This window comes from Candidatus Leptovillus gracilis (assembly GCA_016716065.1).
Classification (GTDB): Bacteria; Chloroflexota; Anaerolineae; order Promineifilales; family Promineifilaceae; genus Leptovillus; species Leptovillus gracilis.
Genome location: JADJXA010000001.1, coordinates 738,296 through 754,857, shown reverse-complemented (window position 1 = coordinate 754,857; position 16,562 = coordinate 738,296). Strand labels below are relative to the sequence as shown.

The 16,562-nt window shown below is 57.0% G+C and carries 16 protein-coding genes; 9 read left to right on the top strand and 7 right to left on the bottom strand.

From position 1 onward, the window contains the following. The first annotated feature begins 98 nt into the window (after positions 1-98). From IPM39_03170 to IPM39_03150, 5 genes are read left to right on the top strand one after another with little or no spacing between them, the layout of a single operon-like run. Entirely contained in the window at positions 99-500 is a 402-nt protein-coding gene (locus IPM39_03170; protein ID MBK8985072.1) for an MFS transporter, read from the top strand. After that, positions 497-2,032 carry a DNA mismatch repair protein MutS gene (locus IPM39_03165; GenBank protein MBK8985071.1) on the top strand — a complete coding sequence of 512 codons (1,536 nt, stop codon included), beginning with the start codon at positions 497-499 and terminating at the stop codon, positions 2,030-2,032. The genes IPM39_03170 and IPM39_03165 overlap by 4 nt, the downstream gene beginning before the upstream one ends. Next, the gene (locus IPM39_03160; protein ID MBK8985070.1) at positions 2,029-3,564 is read left to right on the top strand and encodes a DNA mismatch repair protein MutS; all 1,536 of its coding nucleotides are present in this window, start codon (positions 2,029-2,031) and stop codon (positions 3,562-3,564) included. Before IPM39_03165 ends, IPM39_03160 begins: the two co-directional genes overlap by 4 nt. Next, complete coding sequence (crcB, locus tag IPM39_03155) at positions 3,561-3,947, top strand: fluoride efflux transporter CrcB (GenBank protein ID MBK8985069.1); 387 nt, start codon at positions 3,561-3,563, stop codon at positions 3,945-3,947. Before IPM39_03160 ends, crcB begins: the two co-directional genes overlap by 4 nt. A 4-nt stretch (positions 3,948-3,951) precedes the next feature. Next, positions 3,952-5,241, top strand: a complete 1,290-nt coding sequence (locus tag IPM39_03150) for a DUF190 domain-containing protein (protein MBK8985068.1) — start codon at positions 3,952-3,954, stop codon at positions 5,239-5,241. A gap of 644 nt (positions 5,242-5,885) precedes the next feature. On the opposite strand, the gene IPM39_03145 is transcribed toward IPM39_03150, so the two are convergent. Both IPM39_03145 and IPM39_03140 read right to left on the bottom strand, forming a co-directional pair. Next, complete coding sequence (locus IPM39_03145) at positions 5,886-7,973, bottom strand: SUMF1/EgtB/PvdO family nonheme iron enzyme (GenBank protein ID MBK8985067.1); 2,088 nt, start codon at positions 7,971-7,973, stop codon at positions 5,886-5,888. Between the two features lie 49 nt (positions 7,974-8,022). Further along, positions 8,023-8,730, bottom strand: a complete 708-nt coding sequence (locus tag IPM39_03140) for a metal-dependent transcriptional regulator (protein MBK8985066.1) — start codon at positions 8,728-8,730, stop codon at positions 8,023-8,025. A gap of 198 nt (positions 8,731-8,928) precedes the next feature. Here IPM39_03140 and IPM39_03135 point away from each other — a divergent pair, with 198 nt between their 5' ends. Beyond that, a complete protein-coding gene (locus tag IPM39_03135; protein MBK8985065.1) occupies positions 8,929-9,948 on the top strand; it encodes a zinc-binding dehydrogenase in 1,020 nt (339 codons plus the stop codon). A 40-nt stretch (positions 9,949-9,988) separates the two neighbouring features. Here IPM39_03135 and IPM39_03130 read toward each other — a convergent pair whose 3' ends face one another. The 5 genes from IPM39_03130 to mgtE form a co-directional block, all read right to left on the bottom strand. Beyond that, entirely contained in the window at positions 9,989-10,564 is a 576-nt protein-coding gene (locus IPM39_03130; GenBank protein MBK8985064.1) for a hypothetical protein, read from the bottom strand. A 193-nt stretch (positions 10,565-10,757) separates the two neighbouring features. Next, positions 10,758-10,931 carry a hypothetical protein gene (locus tag IPM39_03125; protein ID MBK8985063.1) on the bottom strand — a complete coding sequence of 58 codons (174 nt, stop codon included), beginning with the start codon at positions 10,929-10,931 and terminating at the stop codon, positions 10,758-10,760. After that, positions 10,925-11,566 (bottom strand): class F sortase, encoded by a 642-nt coding sequence (locus tag IPM39_03120; protein MBK8985062.1) that lies wholly within the window; start codon positions 11,564-11,566, stop codon positions 10,925-10,927. The genes IPM39_03125 and IPM39_03120 overlap by 7 nt, the downstream gene beginning before the upstream one ends. Positions 11,567-11,652: 86 nt before the next feature. Next, complete coding sequence (locus tag IPM39_03115; protein MBK8985061.1) at positions 11,653-12,399, bottom strand: NAD-dependent deacylase; 747 nt, start codon at positions 12,397-12,399, stop codon at positions 11,653-11,655. A 33-nt stretch (positions 12,400-12,432) separates the two neighbouring features. Next, entirely contained in the window at positions 12,433-13,788 is a 1,356-nt protein-coding gene (mgtE, locus tag IPM39_03110) for a magnesium transporter (protein ID MBK8985060.1), read from the bottom strand. 80 nt (positions 13,789-13,868) lie between these two features. Between mgtE and IPM39_03105 the strand changes: the two genes are divergently transcribed. The 3 genes from IPM39_03105 (at position 13,869) to IPM39_03095 (ending at position 16,532) form a co-directional block, all read left to right on the top strand. Further along, positions 13,869-14,726 carry a YhfC family intramembrane metalloprotease gene (locus IPM39_03105; protein ID MBK8985059.1) on the top strand — a complete coding sequence of 286 codons (858 nt, stop codon included), beginning with the start codon at positions 13,869-13,871 and terminating at the stop codon, positions 14,724-14,726. An 84-nt stretch (positions 14,727-14,810) separates the two neighbouring features. Further along, positions 14,811-15,722, top strand: a complete 912-nt coding sequence (locus tag IPM39_03100; GenBank protein MBK8985058.1) for an ABC transporter ATP-binding protein — start codon at positions 14,811-14,813, stop codon at positions 15,720-15,722. A gap of 21 nt (positions 15,723-15,743) precedes the next feature. Continuing rightward, a complete protein-coding gene (locus IPM39_03095; GenBank protein MBK8985057.1) occupies positions 15,744-16,532 on the top strand; it encodes an ABC transporter permease subunit in 789 nt (262 codons plus the stop codon). The last annotated feature ends 30 nt before the right edge of the window (positions 16,533-16,562 follow it).

Sequence of the window (16,562 nt, the reverse complement as noted above, 5' to 3'; positions counted from 1 at the left end):
ACAACTACAAGGAGTTTTGTCAATGAATACCAAGATTCAATTTTGGGCAAACAGGGACTGTACCCACCCATTGGATACCGATTTTTTACGCGGTGGCGATGGGTGTGGACGCCCTGGCAGCGCTCATATTCGGCCGTCTGTATGACCGGCATGGGTTGTCGGTTTTAATAGGCGTCGCGTTCTTGTCTGCTTTTTTTGCGCCATTGGTGTTTACCACCAGCCTGTGGGCGGCGCTGGCGGGCATGGTTGTGTGGGGCGTCAGCATGGGGGCGCAGGAATCGGTGATGCGCGCCGCTGTGGCCGGCATGGTTTCCCCCGACAGGCGCGGCTCGGCCTATGGGGTGTTTAATACCGGTTATGGGCTGGCCTGGTTTGCCGGCAGCGCGCTGATGGGGGTGTTGTACGACATTTCCCTGCCCGCTCTCATTGCTTTTTCGGTCCTCAGCCAACTGGCGGCCGTGCCGGTGTTGTACCGTCTGACCAAGCAAGAAAGCATATGACGTTTTACAGTATTCTGTTTGCCAGACCAGAAGATCGGCCAACCGGCGAAAGTTCTGAAGCGCCGGACTTTTTTACCGACTTGAATCTGGATCAGATTGTTGCGGCGGTGACGGCCGGTAAGCAGGAATATGAACTGACGCCCCTCTTTTATGCGCCGTTAACGGCCGTTGACGCCATCCTTTACCGTCAGGAAATTGCCCAGGATTTGGCGGATGAGACGCTCATGGCCGACATCAACACCTTTGCCGACCAGATGAGTCTGATACGGCGCTATCTGGGAATGTTGGCTAAGCTCTATTACCAGCGACACAGAGAAGGTTGGTTTTTGGAGGCGGTGCTAACTTACGGCGCCGCCGTAACCCAACTGGCGATTGATCTGGGCGCTGCCTCGCTGCGGTCACCTGGCTTGTTGGCTTTTCGTGACTATATGACCGCCTACGCCGCTTCGGCGGAATTTACGCTGCTGCTGGCCGAAGCGCGGCAGGTTCGCGCCGAACTGGCGGCCATCACCTACGGCATCATTATCCATGACAGCGTCGTCAAAGTCTGCCATTATGAAGGGGAAAGTGATTACAGCGTCGAAGTTGAGGCGACGTTCGCCAAGTTCAAACAGGGCGCGGTAAAAGATTACCGGTCCAAGCTGACCATTGCCTCCGGCATGAACCACGTCGAAGCGAAGATATTGGATTTGGTTGCCAAATTGCACCCGGAAGCTTTCGACCATCTTTCCCAGTTTTGCGGCCGGCATACCCATTTTCTCGATGAAACTATTCGTACATTTGACCGGGAAGTTCAGTTTTACATCGCTTACCTGAGCTTTATCGCCGACATCCAACGCGCCGGACTCTCTTTTTGTTACCCGCAGATTTCCTGGCAGCGTAAAGAGGTGTACGATTACGCTGGGTTTGATCTGGCCCTGGCGGCAAAGCGCGTCCATGAAGATGCGCCGGTGGTGGTGAATGACTTTTACCTCAAAGACGGAGAGCGTATTCTGATCGTTTCTGGCCCGAACCAGGGCGGCAAAACAACCTTCGCCCGCACTTTCGGCCAGCTTCATTACCTGGCCAGCCTGGGCTGCCCGGTTCCTGGTCGTCAGGCGCAGCTTTATCTGTGCGACCGGATTTTCACCCATTTTGAACGGGAAGAGAACATGAGCAATCTGCGCGGCAAATTGCAGGATGATCTGGTGCGCATTGACGCCATTTTAAAGCAGGCAACGCCGCACAGCATCCTGATCATGAATGAAATTTTTGCCTCTACCACGCTGCAAGACGCGCTTTTTCTCAGCCAACAAATCGAAGAGAGGATCATGCAGTTGGATTTATTGTGTGTGTGGGTGACGTTTATTGACGAGTTGGCGACCGCCGGTGAGAAAACGGTGAGCATGGTCAGTACGGTGGCGCCAGACAATCCGGCCGAGCGCACCTACAAAATTTTGCGGCGGTCGGCCGATGGGCTGGCTTATGCCATGTCTATTGCTGAGAAACATGGCCTGACGTATGCAAGTATTATGGAGCGTATTCCCGCGTGAAAGCTTTTCTGATGTTTCCGGAGCAGGATTTTGATTGGCAACGGCCGTTGCTCCCTCACCACCAACCGCTCATTCAGGACCTGGAGCTAAACACTCTTTTTCAGGCGATGGCCCAAGACGACGACTATATTTTTGAAGTGTCGAAAAAGGCTGTTTTAGCCAGCACACGGGATGTGGACGTGATTCGCTACCGCCAAAGCATCTTGCAAGACTGTTTGAACAATACGGCCGTGGTCCGCGCCATCTACCAAATTCCCATCGAAGCCATCCTCAACAAACGGCGCGGTTGGATGGGCATTTACACCAGCTACCCCAGCGGCATCCTCAACAGTGCAGTGGAAATGGTGCAAATGTTTATGGAGCTGCTGAAAAAACTCAAGCAGATCGCCAATACACACGCCGGACAATTCCAATCCGAAGGCTTTGCGCGATTTTTTGCCATGATTCAGACAGAATTAAACGATGACTATTTTTCCCTGGTGCAAGACCATCTGAAAGCGTTAAAATTCCGCGATGGCGTGCTGCTCAGCGCCACCGTGGGCAGGGGGAATGAAGGAACGGATTACGTGCTGCGCCAACCCAACGACAACGACCAAAACTGGCTGGAGCGTGTGTTCTCCCCCAAAGCGCCGGTTTACAGCTTTCGCCTCCACCCCCGCGACGACCATGGCGCCCGCGCCGTGGCCGACCTGAAAAACCGGGGTATCAACCTGGTCGCCAACGCCCTGGCGCAATCTTCCGACCATATAGACAGCTTTTTCAAAATGCTGCGGGCTGAACTGGCGTTTTACGTGGGCTGTTTGAATCTGGCCGACCAGCTTAAGCAGATGGGCGCGCCGACTGCCTTTCCTGTACCGGTGGACAGCACCGAACGGCGGCATACCTACGGCGGCTTGTATGACCTTTGTCTGGCCCTGACCCTGAAGCAAAACATCATTGGCAACGATGGCGCCGCCGACGGCAAAGATCTGGTGATGATCACCGGCGCCAACCAGGGTGGTAAATCTACCTTTTTGCGTAGTATTGGTCTGGCGCAGTTGATGATGCAGTGCGGTCTGTTCGTCCCGGCAGACTCTTTCCGCGCCAATGTCTGCGAGGCAATCTTCACCCACTTCAAGCGGGAAGAAGACGCCTCCATGACCAGCGGTAAGCTGGATGAAGAACTCAGCCGGATGAGTCTCATTGTAGACGCCATCACGCCCCATTCGATGTTGTTGTTCAATGAGTCTTTCGCCGCAACAAATGAACGGGAAGGCTCGGAAATCGGCCGGCAAATCATCAGCGCCTTGTTGGAAAAACGAATCAAAATTTTCTTTGTGACCCATCTCTACGAACTGGCGCACGGCTTTTACCGGCGCGGCATGGCCAATGCTTTTTTCTTGCGGGCGGAAAGGCAAGAGGACGGCGAACGCACCTTCAAAGTCACCAGGGGGTCGCCTTTGCAGACGAGTTTTGGCATAGATTTGTACAACAATATCTTTGGTAAAGACCAGGCATCTCTCGCAAACTTGTCCAATCTGCGTGAAACATGAACCGATTTTTATTCATCGCTCTGGGTGCGGCGTTTGGCGCGAATGCCCGCTATCTAATAGGTCTGTGGGCCGGGAACCGGCTGGGGGCAGATTTTCCCTATGGCACGTTGATTGTGAACATCAGCGGCAGCTTTGTGCTGGGCTTTTTGTTGACGCTGGGCACAGGGCGGCTGCAACTGTCGCCAGAGGCGCGGCTGCTGCTGGCAGTGGGCTTTTTGGGTTCGTTCACCACATTTTCTTCTTATGCGGTGGAGAGCCTGACCCTGTGGCGCGAGGCTGGTTTTTGGCGCAGCTTGTTGAATGTCGCGGCGAACAATCTGGTGGGTTTGGTGGCTGTCGCCCTGGGGGTGACGCTGGCCCGTTGGCTGTCGGGCGGAGGATAAAAGGATGCAGTTACAAGGTAAGGCGCTGCGGGTTATCATTTATATTGGTGAAAGTGATCGGTATCAGGGTAAGCCGTTGTACATGGCGCTGCTGCAATTCCTGAAGAAGGAAGGGGCCGCCGGGGCAACGGCCGTGCGTGGGTTGGCCGGGTTTGGCGTGCACAGCCGCATCCACACCGCCACCATTCTGGACCTTTCGGCCGATTTGCCCATGCGCCTGGAGTGGATAGACCAGCCGGAGACGGTGGAGCGGCTGCTGCCCCAGGTGCGCCAAATGGTGGATGATGGCCTGATCACGGTGGAAGAAGTGGACGTGCTGCAATATGCACCTGGCCGCCGCCCAGACCCATTGGCCCAACCGGTGCGTGACGTGATGCGCACAGAAGTGATTTTGGTCGGCCCGGATACGCCGGTGGCCGAAGTGGTGACGCTGCTGCTGCAAAAAGGGTATCGCAGTTTGCCGGTGGTGGATGGCAACGGCCGTCTCCAGGGTATCATCACCGACGGCGACCTGCTGCGCCGGGCCGGCCTGAGTATGCGCTTAGATTTGCAGGCCGAACTGCCGCCCGCCGACTGGCAGCGGCAGTTGGCGGACTTACGGGCGCAGGGGGGCACGGCCATTGACCTGATGACCAGCCCGGTGATTACAATCTCGTCTACAGCCCCGCTGCGCCAGGCCGTGGAGCAAATGACGGCCCATAACTTGAAACGGCTGCCGGTGGTGGATGGGGGGCGTCCTGGCAGCGGCCGTCTGGTCGGCTGGATCAGCCGGGTAGACATTTTGCGCACGCTGGAATACCACCAACCGGCCGTTGAGACACACATGGAGTCGTCGCCTGTTGGCGCGACTATCGGCGAGATGATGTACCGCGACGTGCCGACCGTCTCGCCGCAGGCCACCCTGGAAGAAGTCTTGCAGGCGTTGGAACACGACCGCCGCCGCCGGGCGGTGGTGGTAGACGCCAGCCAGCAGGTGGTTGGGATTATCAGCGATGGGGATCTGCTGCGCCGCAGCCGGCAGGCGGCCAACCCCAGCTTGCTGGCTCGCCTGCGCCGCCTGGTTGGCGGCCAGCCGACCGATGAACCGCTGCCTTTGTTGGCGGCTGCGGAAACGGCCGTTGACCTGATGACTGCCCCGGTGATCACCATTTCCATTGAAGCGACGCCGAACGAGGCGCTGAGCCTGATGATGCAGCACGGGGTCAAACGGCTGCCGGTGGTGGATGGGAACGGCCGTTTGACCGGCTTGTTGGGGCGAGCCAGCTTGCTGCGCGCCCTGGTAAATGGGGCGTAATGCAAAATTCCCCGGCGCTGCCGCAGCGCCGGGGAATTGATAACAAAAAAGAGGAGCCCCAAGTAACCTTCTAGTCACCTTTTTACCTTGACCACCTGTTTTTTACAGTTGAGCCAATAGCATGGACTCAAACACTCGTAACAAAACTCGGTCGTTTTTCCCGAATGTCTGTTCTTAGCTTCAGAACAGCTGCTTACCCATAGAGCAAGCGATTTGTTTTCTGGAGCCAAGACCCAGTTTTCCGGGTTAGCCACATCTACTTCGTAAACTTCCCCAAGATAAACCTAAAATCTAATTCGGGTTTTTGTTTACGTTGTCTGTAGATGCTTTCTTGGTAAAAAGTGCTTTCCAATTTCTCGGAGCTTCCTCAGTACCTTGAGCTTTTACCCTCAAGATAGAAATAGTATAAATGATGAATGTCACGCGCCCACATGATAAATGTCATGCCATAGGCGTGACATTTATCATGAGATAGAGGTCAATGGTCAATCCTTCGGCAAGCTCAGGACCAATCGTCAATCCGAAATCCAAAATCCCCAATCCGAAATCGTCTTAGGGTTCATATATTTTTAACCTGGTGAGATTGGACCAATCTCCAAGATTGGTCCAATCTGGAAACTCCAAAGTTAATTGCAAACGAACCCTTACGGCTGGCTAACGCAGCGAAAGCCGACGGTGCTGCTGATAAATTCTGGGGTGAGTGAACTGCGGTTGGCGGCGCGGATGCGGTCGGCTTCGTTGTTGAGGGGCCAGGCGCCGCCGCGAATGACGCGGGTAAGGCCGGTTTCTGGGCCGGTGGGGTTGAAGGATGGACTGGTGGCGTAATAGGTTTCGCTGTACCAATCGGCCGTCCATTCCCACATGCTGCCGGCCATGCCAAAAATGTTGAAGGCGCTCTGGCCGTTCGGCAGGGCGTCTACCGGCTTGAGGTTGTCGAACTTTTCGCTGTTGAAGACGGCGCGCAGTTGGGTGGGCGCTTCGTTGCCCCAGGGATAGAGACGGCCGTCATCCCCTCTGGCGGCATATTCCCACTCAGCCTCGGTGGGCAGGCGCGCGCCAACGGCCTCGCAGTACGCTTTGGCCCCGTACCAGCTAATGTGGTTGATAGGAAAAGCGGCAAAGCCGGTGAGCGGCGTGAATTGTACTTTGCCATCTCCCAGGTCTTCTTCCAGCAAATAGCTGATGATGCCGGTGCGGCTGCGCGGCAGCACGCAGTCGAAGCCGTCGCAGGCTTGCCGGTAGGTACCTAGTCGGTTTAGGAATGTGGCATATTGGGCGACGGTGACTTCGTACTGGTCCATGTAATAGTTGTCCAGAGTAACTTCGTGTTGGGGCTTTTCATCGGAGGCGGCAAACACGTCGTCGTCGTTGGAACCCATCACGAAGGTTCCGCCAGGGATGAGGCGCATGACCATGCCGTCGGCGGTGCGGGTGATGGCGGTGGGCAGCGTGTCTGGCGTGGGCGTCGGGGTGACGGTGGGGGTTTCTGTGGGCGTGGGGCTGAGGGTGGGCGTGGGGGTGTCTGTGGGGGTCGTGGTGGGCGTGGGGGTGTCTGTGGGCGGCTGCGTGGCAGTGGGGCTGGGTGTTTGGGCAATGATGGCGGCGGCTAAGGCTTCAGAGGTGAGGGCTACGGCCGTTTCCGACACAAACGTCGGTGGATTGGCGACTTGCTGCTGGGTGGCGCGTTGAAAAAGTATGCCGGTGATGATCATAGCAGCGGCTAATAGAACCAACGCCCCGCCAAGCAGCCTGGTGTTGCGAGAGATGGGCGGTGATTGATACGGCGAGCGATAGACAACGCTGGCGCTGGGCATTGTGCGGGTGATGGTAAAGGGCACGAGCGGCGGGGCGGTGTTGGTTTGTGCAGCGGCGGAAGCGGTGTTTTGCTGCACCACAGCCACATCGGCGACAGTGAGTTGGCGCAGTTGGTAGTGCGCCTGCCATTCGTTTAATGCCTGACGCAGGCGCTGTAAGGGGGCCGGATAACCACCGGTGAGCTGGTGAATGTAGGTGACGACGTCTTGAACGGCCGTCGCTGCTGTTCCCTGGCGCATCAAGGTGGCAACTTCGGCCGGGGTTAATGGCTGAAGCGCCAGGTGGGGGATGCTCTCGAAGGGGGTGAAGGTATCGGGACGGCCGTTTGCCGCCGGGTAGGTGAGGCTGAACAAGGTGTAGGCGTGGGCATGGGCGTGGATGAGCCGGTAGAATGCTTCGAAGGTATTGGCGGCAAATACGTCGGCCGCCATCTGATCATAGACAACGTTGAGGTTGTCGCAGAGAAAGAGCAGGTTACGGCCGTCCAACTGGCGCAGCGCCGGCTGCAGCAGGTGGTCCTGAAACGCTTTGTAGGGGTTGACGACAAACTCTTGCTGCTTTGGTTCTGGCAGGGGAATGCCGTGCTGCTGGAGTTGGGCTACGGCCGTTTGCGCCAGATCGTGCAGGAAAATGCTCAGGCTGTCGCGCAGCAGCCGGGCAAAATCTATATAGACGAGGATGAATTGGGGTCCCAGGCGGCCGGCGGCGATTTCCTGGAATACGGCCGTTTTGCCAATTCGCGCCGGGCCGTACAGCAGCAGCGGTTCGGTTGGCGAACGCCGCGCCAGATGCTTTTCCAGCCAGACAAATACCTCGTCCCGGCCGACAAACGGTTGCGCGTCCGGCGGCCGTTGGCTGGCCTCTTGCGTTTGCCCGATGGCGATGTCGGAGTTGATGGGCTGCGTTGGCTGCGTCAAAGGAATCTCCCTGCCCGGCGTGGTTTCATCGTCAATGGGGTGTAAGAGTTCAGGCAGCGGTCACCAGGACAGACCGGGCGACGTTGAAGCCAATTATCTGGGCCTGGCCGTTTACTTCGATAGTCAGAGGGCCGTCGAAGGGGGCAACGGCCGTTACCTGCACCAACGTGCCCGGCGTCAATCCCAAATCGGCCAGGTGGCGCAGCATTTCGCTGTTGTCGTCGTCGTAGATGCGAGCGACCTGCACCTGTTCGCCGATGGCGACGTGGGCTAACGGCCGTGTGTCCAACACCACCATGCTGCCATCTGGTGCGGGGATGGGGTCGCCATGTGGATCCAGCGTTGGGTGGCCCAATGCGGCGGCGATGCGCTCTTCCAACTTCTCGCTGATGACGTGTTCCAGCAAATCAGCCTGTTCATGCACTTCGTCCCAGCTAAACCCCAAGGCTTCCATCAGGTACAATTCCAACAGCCTGTGGTGACGAATCACCTCAAGGGCGATTTTTGTACCGCTTTCTGTCAGTGTGGCGCCATAATGTTTCTCGTAATTCACTAATTTCAGGCCATCCAGGCGGCGCAGCATACTGGTAACGGAAGCGGGATTTACCTGCCGCGCCTCAGCAATGCGCGATGTACTCACCGGGCTTGCGCTTTCGGCCAACATGTAAATCGTTTTCAGGTAATCTTCAATCGCCTGATGGTTCAGGTTGTCTCGTTGGCCTGAGGAACTGTTTTCTAAGGCTTCAATACGCGGCATATCGTCTTTCTGCTTGCCCTGATGGGCGTGGTAGGCGGCGCGCCCAGCCGTGGGAAAGCCGCAAATGACACAGGTATCGTGGTGGAAAATTAGCATAATGGCGGGGGCTTGTCAATTGGCGCAGGCAGATCACCGGTTTGGCTAAGTACGGCCGTTGCCGTTATACTCGCCATCACCAAAGCTACCCTGGAACTAAGCATGAAACAAATCTGGATTAGCAAAGCCGGGCCGCCGGAAGTTCTCAAGCTGCAAGACGCGCCAGACCCCATCCCGCGTACTGGTGAAGTGCGGCTGCGTGTGCAGGCTGTCGGCGTCAATTTTGCCGATATTTTAGGGCGGATGGGCGTTTACCCGGATGCTCCCAGGCTGCCTTATGTGCCAGGTTATGAAGTAGCCGGGGTTGTAGACGTGATTGGCCAGGGTGTGCCCAATCTCAAAGAAGGGGATGGCGCAATGGCCCTGACGCGCTTTGGTGGTTACAGCGACGTGGTTTGTGTGCCCTACAAGCAGGTGTTCAAACGGTTAGAGTGGATGCCGGTGGAAGATGGCGCAGCCATTCCGGTGAACTACCTCACGGCTTACCAGATGTTGATGGTCATGGGTTCGCTGCATCCTGGCGATAAGGTGTTGATTCATGGCGCGGCCGGCGGTGTGGGGGTGGCGGCGTTGGACATATGCCGCATCATCGGCGCGGAAACGTTTGGCACGGCGTCGCCGGAGAAACACGAGTTTTTGCGGGCGCGCGGCCTGGACCACGCCATTGATTACCGCAATATGGATTATGAACGGGTGATCAATGACCTGACGGCCGGCAAAGGGCTGCACATTGTCTTAGACCCCTTGGGCGGAAAACATTGGCAAAAGAATTATCGCCTGCTGATGCCTACCGGTCGGTTGGTTCATTTGGGCGTCAGCGCTATTGCCAATGGCAAACGGCGCTCGCGGTGGGAGATGTTTAAGACGATGGTGCAGGTCCCCATATATACGCCGTTTTCGCTGATGCGCGATAACAAGGCGGTGTTGGGCGTGAACCTGGGGCACATGTGGGACCACGCGGATTTGCTGCGCGGCTGGATGCGGCAGATTGTGTCCTGGTATGATGAGGCGCTGTTTCGGCCGCACATAGACAAAACGTATCGTTTTGACGATGTGGCCGCTGCCCATCATTATCTTCAGGATCGCAAGAATGTCGGTAAAGTATTGTTGAAGCCGTCGTGATAAGGGCGGGGCGCGTTTGGGTCGCCCCGCCCTCAGTTTGTCAGGCAGTGCGGCGGCGCTGCCATTCCAGGCCAATGCCGGCGGCGACAAGACCAAGACCGATGAAGGCAAAAACGGCCGTGCCCATTGCCCCACTGCCAGAATTCGCCGCAGCGCCCGATTCCGGCAGCACCGGCGGCAGTGGCAGCCCCGGATAAATGGGGTAAACCGGGATGATGGGGGAATACAGACGCGCGACACAGAAGTCCACATTCAGAGCCAGTGGTTTATCTTTGTCAATCGCTGCATAGACCGGGTTGGTGGAAGTAACGTACCACTCCGAATTAGGCTGGGCGGTGACGCGCCAATAGCCAAATCCGGCGGCCACCAGGCCATATGTGCCATTGTCGCCGCTGTACAGCGTGACTTTCCAATCATTGCCGGTGTTCATAAATTCCAAATTCACCCCGGCCACCGGAACCTCGCCGGGCACGCCAGTATTGACGCATTTGCCATCCCCATTCACGTCCTGGTAAACAGACCCCCGCACAGAACCATTCTCTTGCGCACTGACCATGCTGACGCCTATTACCAGGAAAAGAAGCAGCGCCACACCAATTGTCCAAACTTTTTTCATCCGAACCTCCTTGTTTTTTAATGAAGACCATGAAGTTTTTGTAACCTTTAGTACCTTACGAGCCAGCTGTTTGTACAGCGAACAAGAATATCGTCAAAGATTGCGCAGATTACGCAGATTTTTGTCGGCAATCCGCGTAATCTTTGATAACCCTTTTTGGTTCTGGCTTGTCCAGGTTAAGGTCTAATGATCATTATGGGTTTCCAGACACTTTGGCTGTCGCCATCGGTTTGGCGACAACTACCAGGCGGTGAGAGTTGTCGGTATAGGGCCAGCAGGTGACGATGGTGATGCGCTCGTCTTCCGTAGGGGCGATCCATTGGGCGTTTTCCAGGCGTACCGCCAGCGGCTGGCCACGTTCTAGCAAGATTTGTATGTCCGTAACCTGATAGGTGTAGGTTTGATCGGCGTCGTAGAGGATGATCTCGTCCCTTTGTCCAGGTCTATCACGTCGCGGAACACTTCGCCGTAGACGTTGTGATGCCCGTTCAGCACGGTATTGCCGGGCTGACCAAGCAGGGCGCTGTTGTCGTGCCAACCGGCGATGAAGGCGTCGGGCACGAGCCATTGGTAGTAGGTTTGGCCGCCGCTTTGTACGGCCGTTACCCCAATCTCTTCCACCGGCGCATCCAGGTCAATGTCAGGGATGACGATGCGTACCGGTTTGCCGGGACGCGGCCCCTGTTCCAGCGCTTCGGCCAGGGTCATGACGCTGCCGTTATTGCTGCCAGACATTTCCTGGGTGGTTTCAGGCAGCAGGGAGGTCGCTGTATCGGAAGGGGGCACGGCCGTTGGCAGCACCGCTACCGCTGCCGGGGTAGGGATCATCAGTTCTGGTGGCAGCAGGTTGTTGATGGCCGCGTAAACGGGCCTGGGGATGCTGGCAGGGATGAGAAGCCACACGGCCGTAACCGCCGCCACAATGACCAGACCAAGGCTGATTAAGACAACGCTTAGAGGTACGCGCACTTCGTTTTTAGGATGAGATGTTTGCCCAGACATGCCCGTAGTATAAACGAGAGATACGCTTATGTAAAGATTGGGAGCGTGTGGTGTTCAGTGTTCAGTATTCAGTGTTGGGTGTTCAGCTATTCTGGCCAGGTCGCCTGTACCAGTTGGGGCAGGATTTCGCCGGACAGACCTGTGAGGACAAAGGTGGCATAGGGGCTGAGGGGTGTGGGCTGGGGGTTGATCTCGATGATGGTCGCGCCGCTTTGCAGCGCTTCCAGCGGCAGCGAGGCGGCCGGCTGAACCATAGCTGATGTACCAACAGAGAGAAAAACCTCACAGGCGCGGGCGGCGCTGACGGCCGTTGCCAGGGCCGCATAAGGCAAATCTTCGCCAAACCAGACTACGTCGGGCCGCAAGTAGCTGCCACAGTGGGGGCAGCGGGGTGGAATGTCGTTGGTGGGCGGCCAGGTGGGGATAAGACGGCCGTCGGCAAAACATTTGCTGCGGGTGATATTGCCATGCAGTTCAATCACCTGCTGGCTGCCGGCGCGGCCGTGCAAGCCATCCACATTTTGGGTGATCAGCGCAAACTGCGGGACCAACTGTGCCATCGTCACCAGCGCCAGGTGGCCGGGGTTGGGCTGCGCCTGGGCCACCAATTCGCGCCGCCAGGCGTACCACTCCCACACCAAACGTGGATCGCGCCGGAAAGCAGCCGGCGTTGCCAATTCCTGTGGGTCATACTGCGCCCACAACCCTGTCTGCGCTTGCCTGAACGTGGGCACACCGCTCTCGGCGGAAATGCCTGCCCCGGTCAACACCGTCACCCGCTGCGCCCCACGCAGCCGAGCAATTAATTCAGCCGGAAAATGATCATAGTCCATGTAACCCCCTCTGGGTGTTGAATGGTCGGCGCTTTAAAGGCCCAGGATTAATTTTGCCAGCGAGAAGTAGATCAACAGGCCGGTGGCGTCTACGATGGTGGTAATCATCGGGCCGCTGATAACGGTGGGATCAATATGAAAGCGGTCGGCCAAGATGGGGACCACCGTGGCCACCGTGGTTGCCCAAACAACAACGGCTGCCAGGGTGAGACCAACCACCAGAGCAATCTCGAAACCAGCGCCCCAGGTGAAGGCGCGCAGCAGTCCCACGCCGGTCATGGCCAGACCCAGCAGCAGGCCGACAGAGATTTCGCGCTTCATCGCCTGCCACAGGTTGCTCATGCGCACTTCGTCCAGGGTGATGGCGCGGATGATGGTGGCAACGGTTTGTGAGCCGGCGTTACCCCCCGTACCAATAATGAGCGGGATAAAGAGAGAGAGGATGATGACCTCTTGTAAATCTTCCTGGAAAACATTGATCACTGTGCCGGTGAGGGTTGACGCGATAAAAAGCAGGAGCAGCCAGCCAATGCGTTTGCGCACAATTTGCAGGACGGAGACGGCGAAGTAAGGTTGGTCCAACGGTTCGGAACCACCCAGCCGTTGGATGTCTTCGGTGGCTTCTTCTTCCAGAACGTCAATGACGTCATCATGGGTGACAGCGCCGAGGAAACGGCCGTCTTCATCCACCACCGGCATGGAATAAAAGTCGTAGCGAGCGACCATTTCGGCCAATTCTTCCTGGTCGGCCGTCACTGTCACGGCCACCACCTGGTCGTTCATAATGTGATCAATCGGCGTGTCGGCCGAGGCCAGCAGCAGTTCACGCAGCGGCACAACGCCAATCAGCCGGTCGTCCCGGTCTACCACGTACAGATAATGCAGCGATTCAGCGTCTTGCAGGGTGCGCAGATATTGCAGCGTTTCGTCTACCGTCCAGAAGCGGCGCAAGGCTGCCACGTCGCGGGTCATCAGGCGGCCGGCCGTTTCATCCTGATAGCCGAGCAGCTCCTGAACTTCGGCCGCTTCCTCTGGCTCCATCAGCATGATCAACCGGTCAGACACGTCGTTGGGCAAATCGTCCAGAAATTCAGCGGCGTCGTCTGTGGGCAGCTCGTCGAGCAGGTCGGCCAGTTTTTCTTCATCTACTCTTTCCAGCAGTTCCTGGCGCACCAGGCTGCCGGTTTCGTCCAACACCTCACTGCCTACTTCAATCGAGAGCAGTTCAAAGACAATCACCGCTTTTTCTGGCGGCAAGCCGTCGAGCAAATCGGCAATGTCGGCCGGATGAATGTCGGCCAATATCTGGCGCAGGCTGTTGAAGTCTATGGTATCAATGAGCGCTTCAAGTTCGCTCACGGTCGGTAGTGTCAGGCCTTGTTGTTCCATGATGAGACCTCCTCAGATCGTAAGAATTTGCGGTATATTCTGGTACACTATAGCCGACAAGATAGCAAGGTGACAAAAAAGTGATCGCTTTTTGGTTTTATTATTTAAGTGCGTTCTTGATGGTGGCGATGCCGCTGGTGGCCGGTTGGTGGATTCACCGGAAACGGCGGGCTAGCTGGGGTTTGTACCTCATTGGTATGGTGACTTTTATTGGCTCGCAGGTGCTGCACATCCCCTTCAACTGGTTGGTGTTGCAGCGCTGGGAACTGCTGCCGACGGATACGGCCGTCCTCGCCAACCTCATCATCCTGGCCCTGTTTTTGGGGCTGTCGGCCGGCGTCTTTGAAGAAGGCGCGCGTTACCTCACCTACCGTTTTTGGGCCAGGGATGCCCGTACCTGGGGAACCGGCCTGATGTTGGGCGCCGGCCACGGTGGGATCGAATCTATCCTCGTCGGGGCATCCGTTGGCGCCAACGCCATCGTCTTGGGCGCTATGAGCCAGGGGCAGTTGCCAAGCATGGTCCCCGCCGACCAGATGGGATTGGTGCAAACCCAAATTACCGCCATGTTAGACGCCCCTTTCGCCCTGGTGATGATGGGGGCGCTGGAGCGCTTGTTTGCCATCACCGCCCACCTGGCGATGTCGTTGTTGGTGATGCAGGCTTTTGTGCGGCGGCAAATTGGCTGGCTGGGGCTTTCCATTCTGTGGCATACCCTGCTGAATTTTGTGGCGGTGGTTGCCGTTGTTACCTGGAACGTCTACATCACCGAAGCGTTAATCGGCGTGATGGCCCTGCTGAGCCTGGGCATCATCTTTTGGCTGCGCACGCCGGAACCGGTGGAGCCAGAATTGGAGCCGCTGCCGCCGCCCGCGCCCATCCAACCCCACGCCGGCCCATTTTCCGACGATACCCTGGAAAAGAGTAGATATACTTGACAAGGTGACAAGGTGACATCTGACAAGGTGACAAAATGTCAGATTATGCCCTTTGCGCGTATATAACATTTGACGAGAAGTCTGATGATTAGAACAGAAAATTTAACCAAAAAATTTGGCGAACATCTGGCCGTAGACCGCCTGACTTTAGAGATTGGTGAAGGTGAAGTGTTCGGCTTTTTAGGCCCAAACGGGGCCGGCAAAACGACGACAGTGCGGATGCTGACCAGCCTCATCGCCCCCACCGGTGGTACGGCTGCCGTGATGGGCTACCAGGTGGGCCGGGACGACCAGGAAATCCGGCGCAACGTGGGCATCCTAACAGAAACGCCGGGCCTGTATGATCGCCTGTCTGCCTGGCGCAATATGACGATTTTTGCCACGCTGTATGAGGTGAAAGACGTGCCTGGCCAGGTGGAGAAGTACCTGCGGATGTTGGGGCTGTGGGAACGCCGCCACGACGAGGCGGGCACTTTTAGTAAGGGGATGCGGCAAAAATTAGCCATCGCCCGCGCGCTGCTGCACGAGCCGCGCATCCTCTTTCTGGATGAACCCACGTCGGGCTTAGACCCGGAGGCGGCCAAACTGGTGCGCGACTTTATTGAGGAGCTGAGCGAGCAGGGCCGCACGATTTTTATCTGTACCCATAATCTGGACGAGGCGGAACGGCTGTGCAACCGGTTGGCGGTGTTCAAGACGCGGCTGCGGGTGGTGGATACAACGGCCGGATTGCGGCAGCAGTTGTATGGGCGGCAGGTGGTGTTTCATTTGGCGGAAACGGCCGTTGCCTACCTCCCCCTCCTGCAAAACCTGCCCTACCTGCATCGCAGCGAAGCCATCGAAAACAAGCTCATCGTCGCCCTGGATGACCCTGAAAGCCACAACCCGGACCTTATCCGCCTGTTAGTGCAGGCCGGGGCCAACCTGCGCTTTGTCGGTGAACTGCGCCATTCGCTAGAAGACATTTACCTGCAGCTGGTCAACCAGACTGAATGACCGATTGAAAGGCAGACTGCTATGCAAAAGATAACAACCATCATCCGTAAAGAGTGGGCCGAGGTGTTTAAAAATCGGCTGGTCTTGTTTACCGTCGCCTTTTTGCCGCTCATCCTCACGGCGCTGCCGCTGCTGACGCTCTACTTCACCAACCAATTACCCAACGAAGTCAACAACGTGGACGCCGAAACGCTGCAATTTTTTGGCGATATGTGCATCGGTTTATCGGAATTGGACTGTACGGCCGTCTACATGCTCAACCTCTACACCCTCATGTTCATGATTCTGCCGGTAGCCATCCCCGTCACCATCGCCGCCTACAGCATCGTCGGCGAAAAAACGGCCCGCAGCCTGGAGCCGCTGCTGGCAACGCCCATCACCACCACCGAATTATTGGTGGGCAAAATGGTGGCGGCGTGCGTACCAGCCGTCGCTGTAACGTGGCTGGCTTTCATCATCTATATCATCGGCGCTCGCTTTATGGTGAGCGCAGCGGTGTTCGCCAGGGCGATGGACCCCATGTGGTTGTTAGCCATTTTTGTCGTCAGCCCACTGCTGACGCTGTTTGCCGTTACAGTGGCGGTGATGGTCTCGTCGCGGGTGACAGACCCGCGTGTCGCCGAGCAGTTGTCGGCCCTGGTGATTTTGCCCATTATTTTCCTGCTGATAGGGCAATCGGTGGGCTGGCTGCTGGTGAATGCGACGCTGGTGGTGTGGATGGCGGCTATTTTGCTGGTGGCAGACAGCCTGTTGGTGTATCTGAGCGTCCGATTATTCCAGCGTGAAGTGATACTGACGCGCTGGAAATAACGCCATTTGCGCGAAAATTGGCATTCGTTA

Excerpts from the sequence above, each read along its gene's own strand:
- IPM39_03170 (MBK8985072.1), top strand. The coding sequence starts at position 99 with ATGGGTGTGGACGCCCTGGCAGCGCTCATATTCGGCCGTCTGTATGAC.
- IPM39_03165 (MBK8985071.1), top strand. The coding sequence starts at position 497 with ATGACGTTTTACAGTATTCTGTTTGCCAGACCAGAAGATCGGCCAACC.
- crcB (MBK8985069.1), top strand. The coding sequence starts at position 3,561 with ATGAACCGATTTTTATTCATCGCTCTGGGTGCGGCGTTTGGCGCGAAT.
- IPM39_03150 (MBK8985068.1), top strand. The coding sequence starts at position 3,952 with ATGCAGTTACAAGGTAAGGCGCTGCGGGTTATCATTTATATTGGTGAA.
- IPM39_03140 (MBK8985066.1), bottom strand. The coding sequence starts at position 8,730 with ATGCCGCGTATTGAAGCCTTAGAAAACAGTTCCTCAGGCCAACGAGAC.
- IPM39_03135 (MBK8985065.1), top strand. The coding sequence starts at position 8,929 with ATGAAACAAATCTGGATTAGCAAAGCCGGGCCGCCGGAAGTTCTCAAG.
- IPM39_03130 (MBK8985064.1), bottom strand. The coding sequence starts at position 10,564 with ATGAAAAAAGTTTGGACAATTGGTGTGGCGCTGCTTCTTTTCCTGGTA.
- IPM39_03120 (MBK8985062.1), bottom strand. The coding sequence starts at position 11,566 with ATGTCTGGGCAAACATCTCATCCTAAAAACGAAGTGCGCGTACCTCTA.
- IPM39_03115 (MBK8985061.1), bottom strand. The coding sequence starts at position 12,399 with ATGGACTATGATCATTTTCCGGCTGAATTAATTGCTCGGCTGCGTGGG.
- mgtE (MBK8985060.1), bottom strand. The coding sequence starts at position 13,788 with ATGGAACAACAAGGCCTGACACTACCGACCGTGAGCGAACTTGAAGCG.
- IPM39_03100 (MBK8985058.1), top strand. The coding sequence starts at position 14,811 with ATGATTAGAACAGAAAATTTAACCAAAAAATTTGGCGAACATCTGGCC.
- IPM39_03095 (MBK8985057.1), top strand. The coding sequence starts at position 15,744 with ATGCAAAAGATAACAACCATCATCCGTAAAGAGTGGGCCGAGGTGTTT.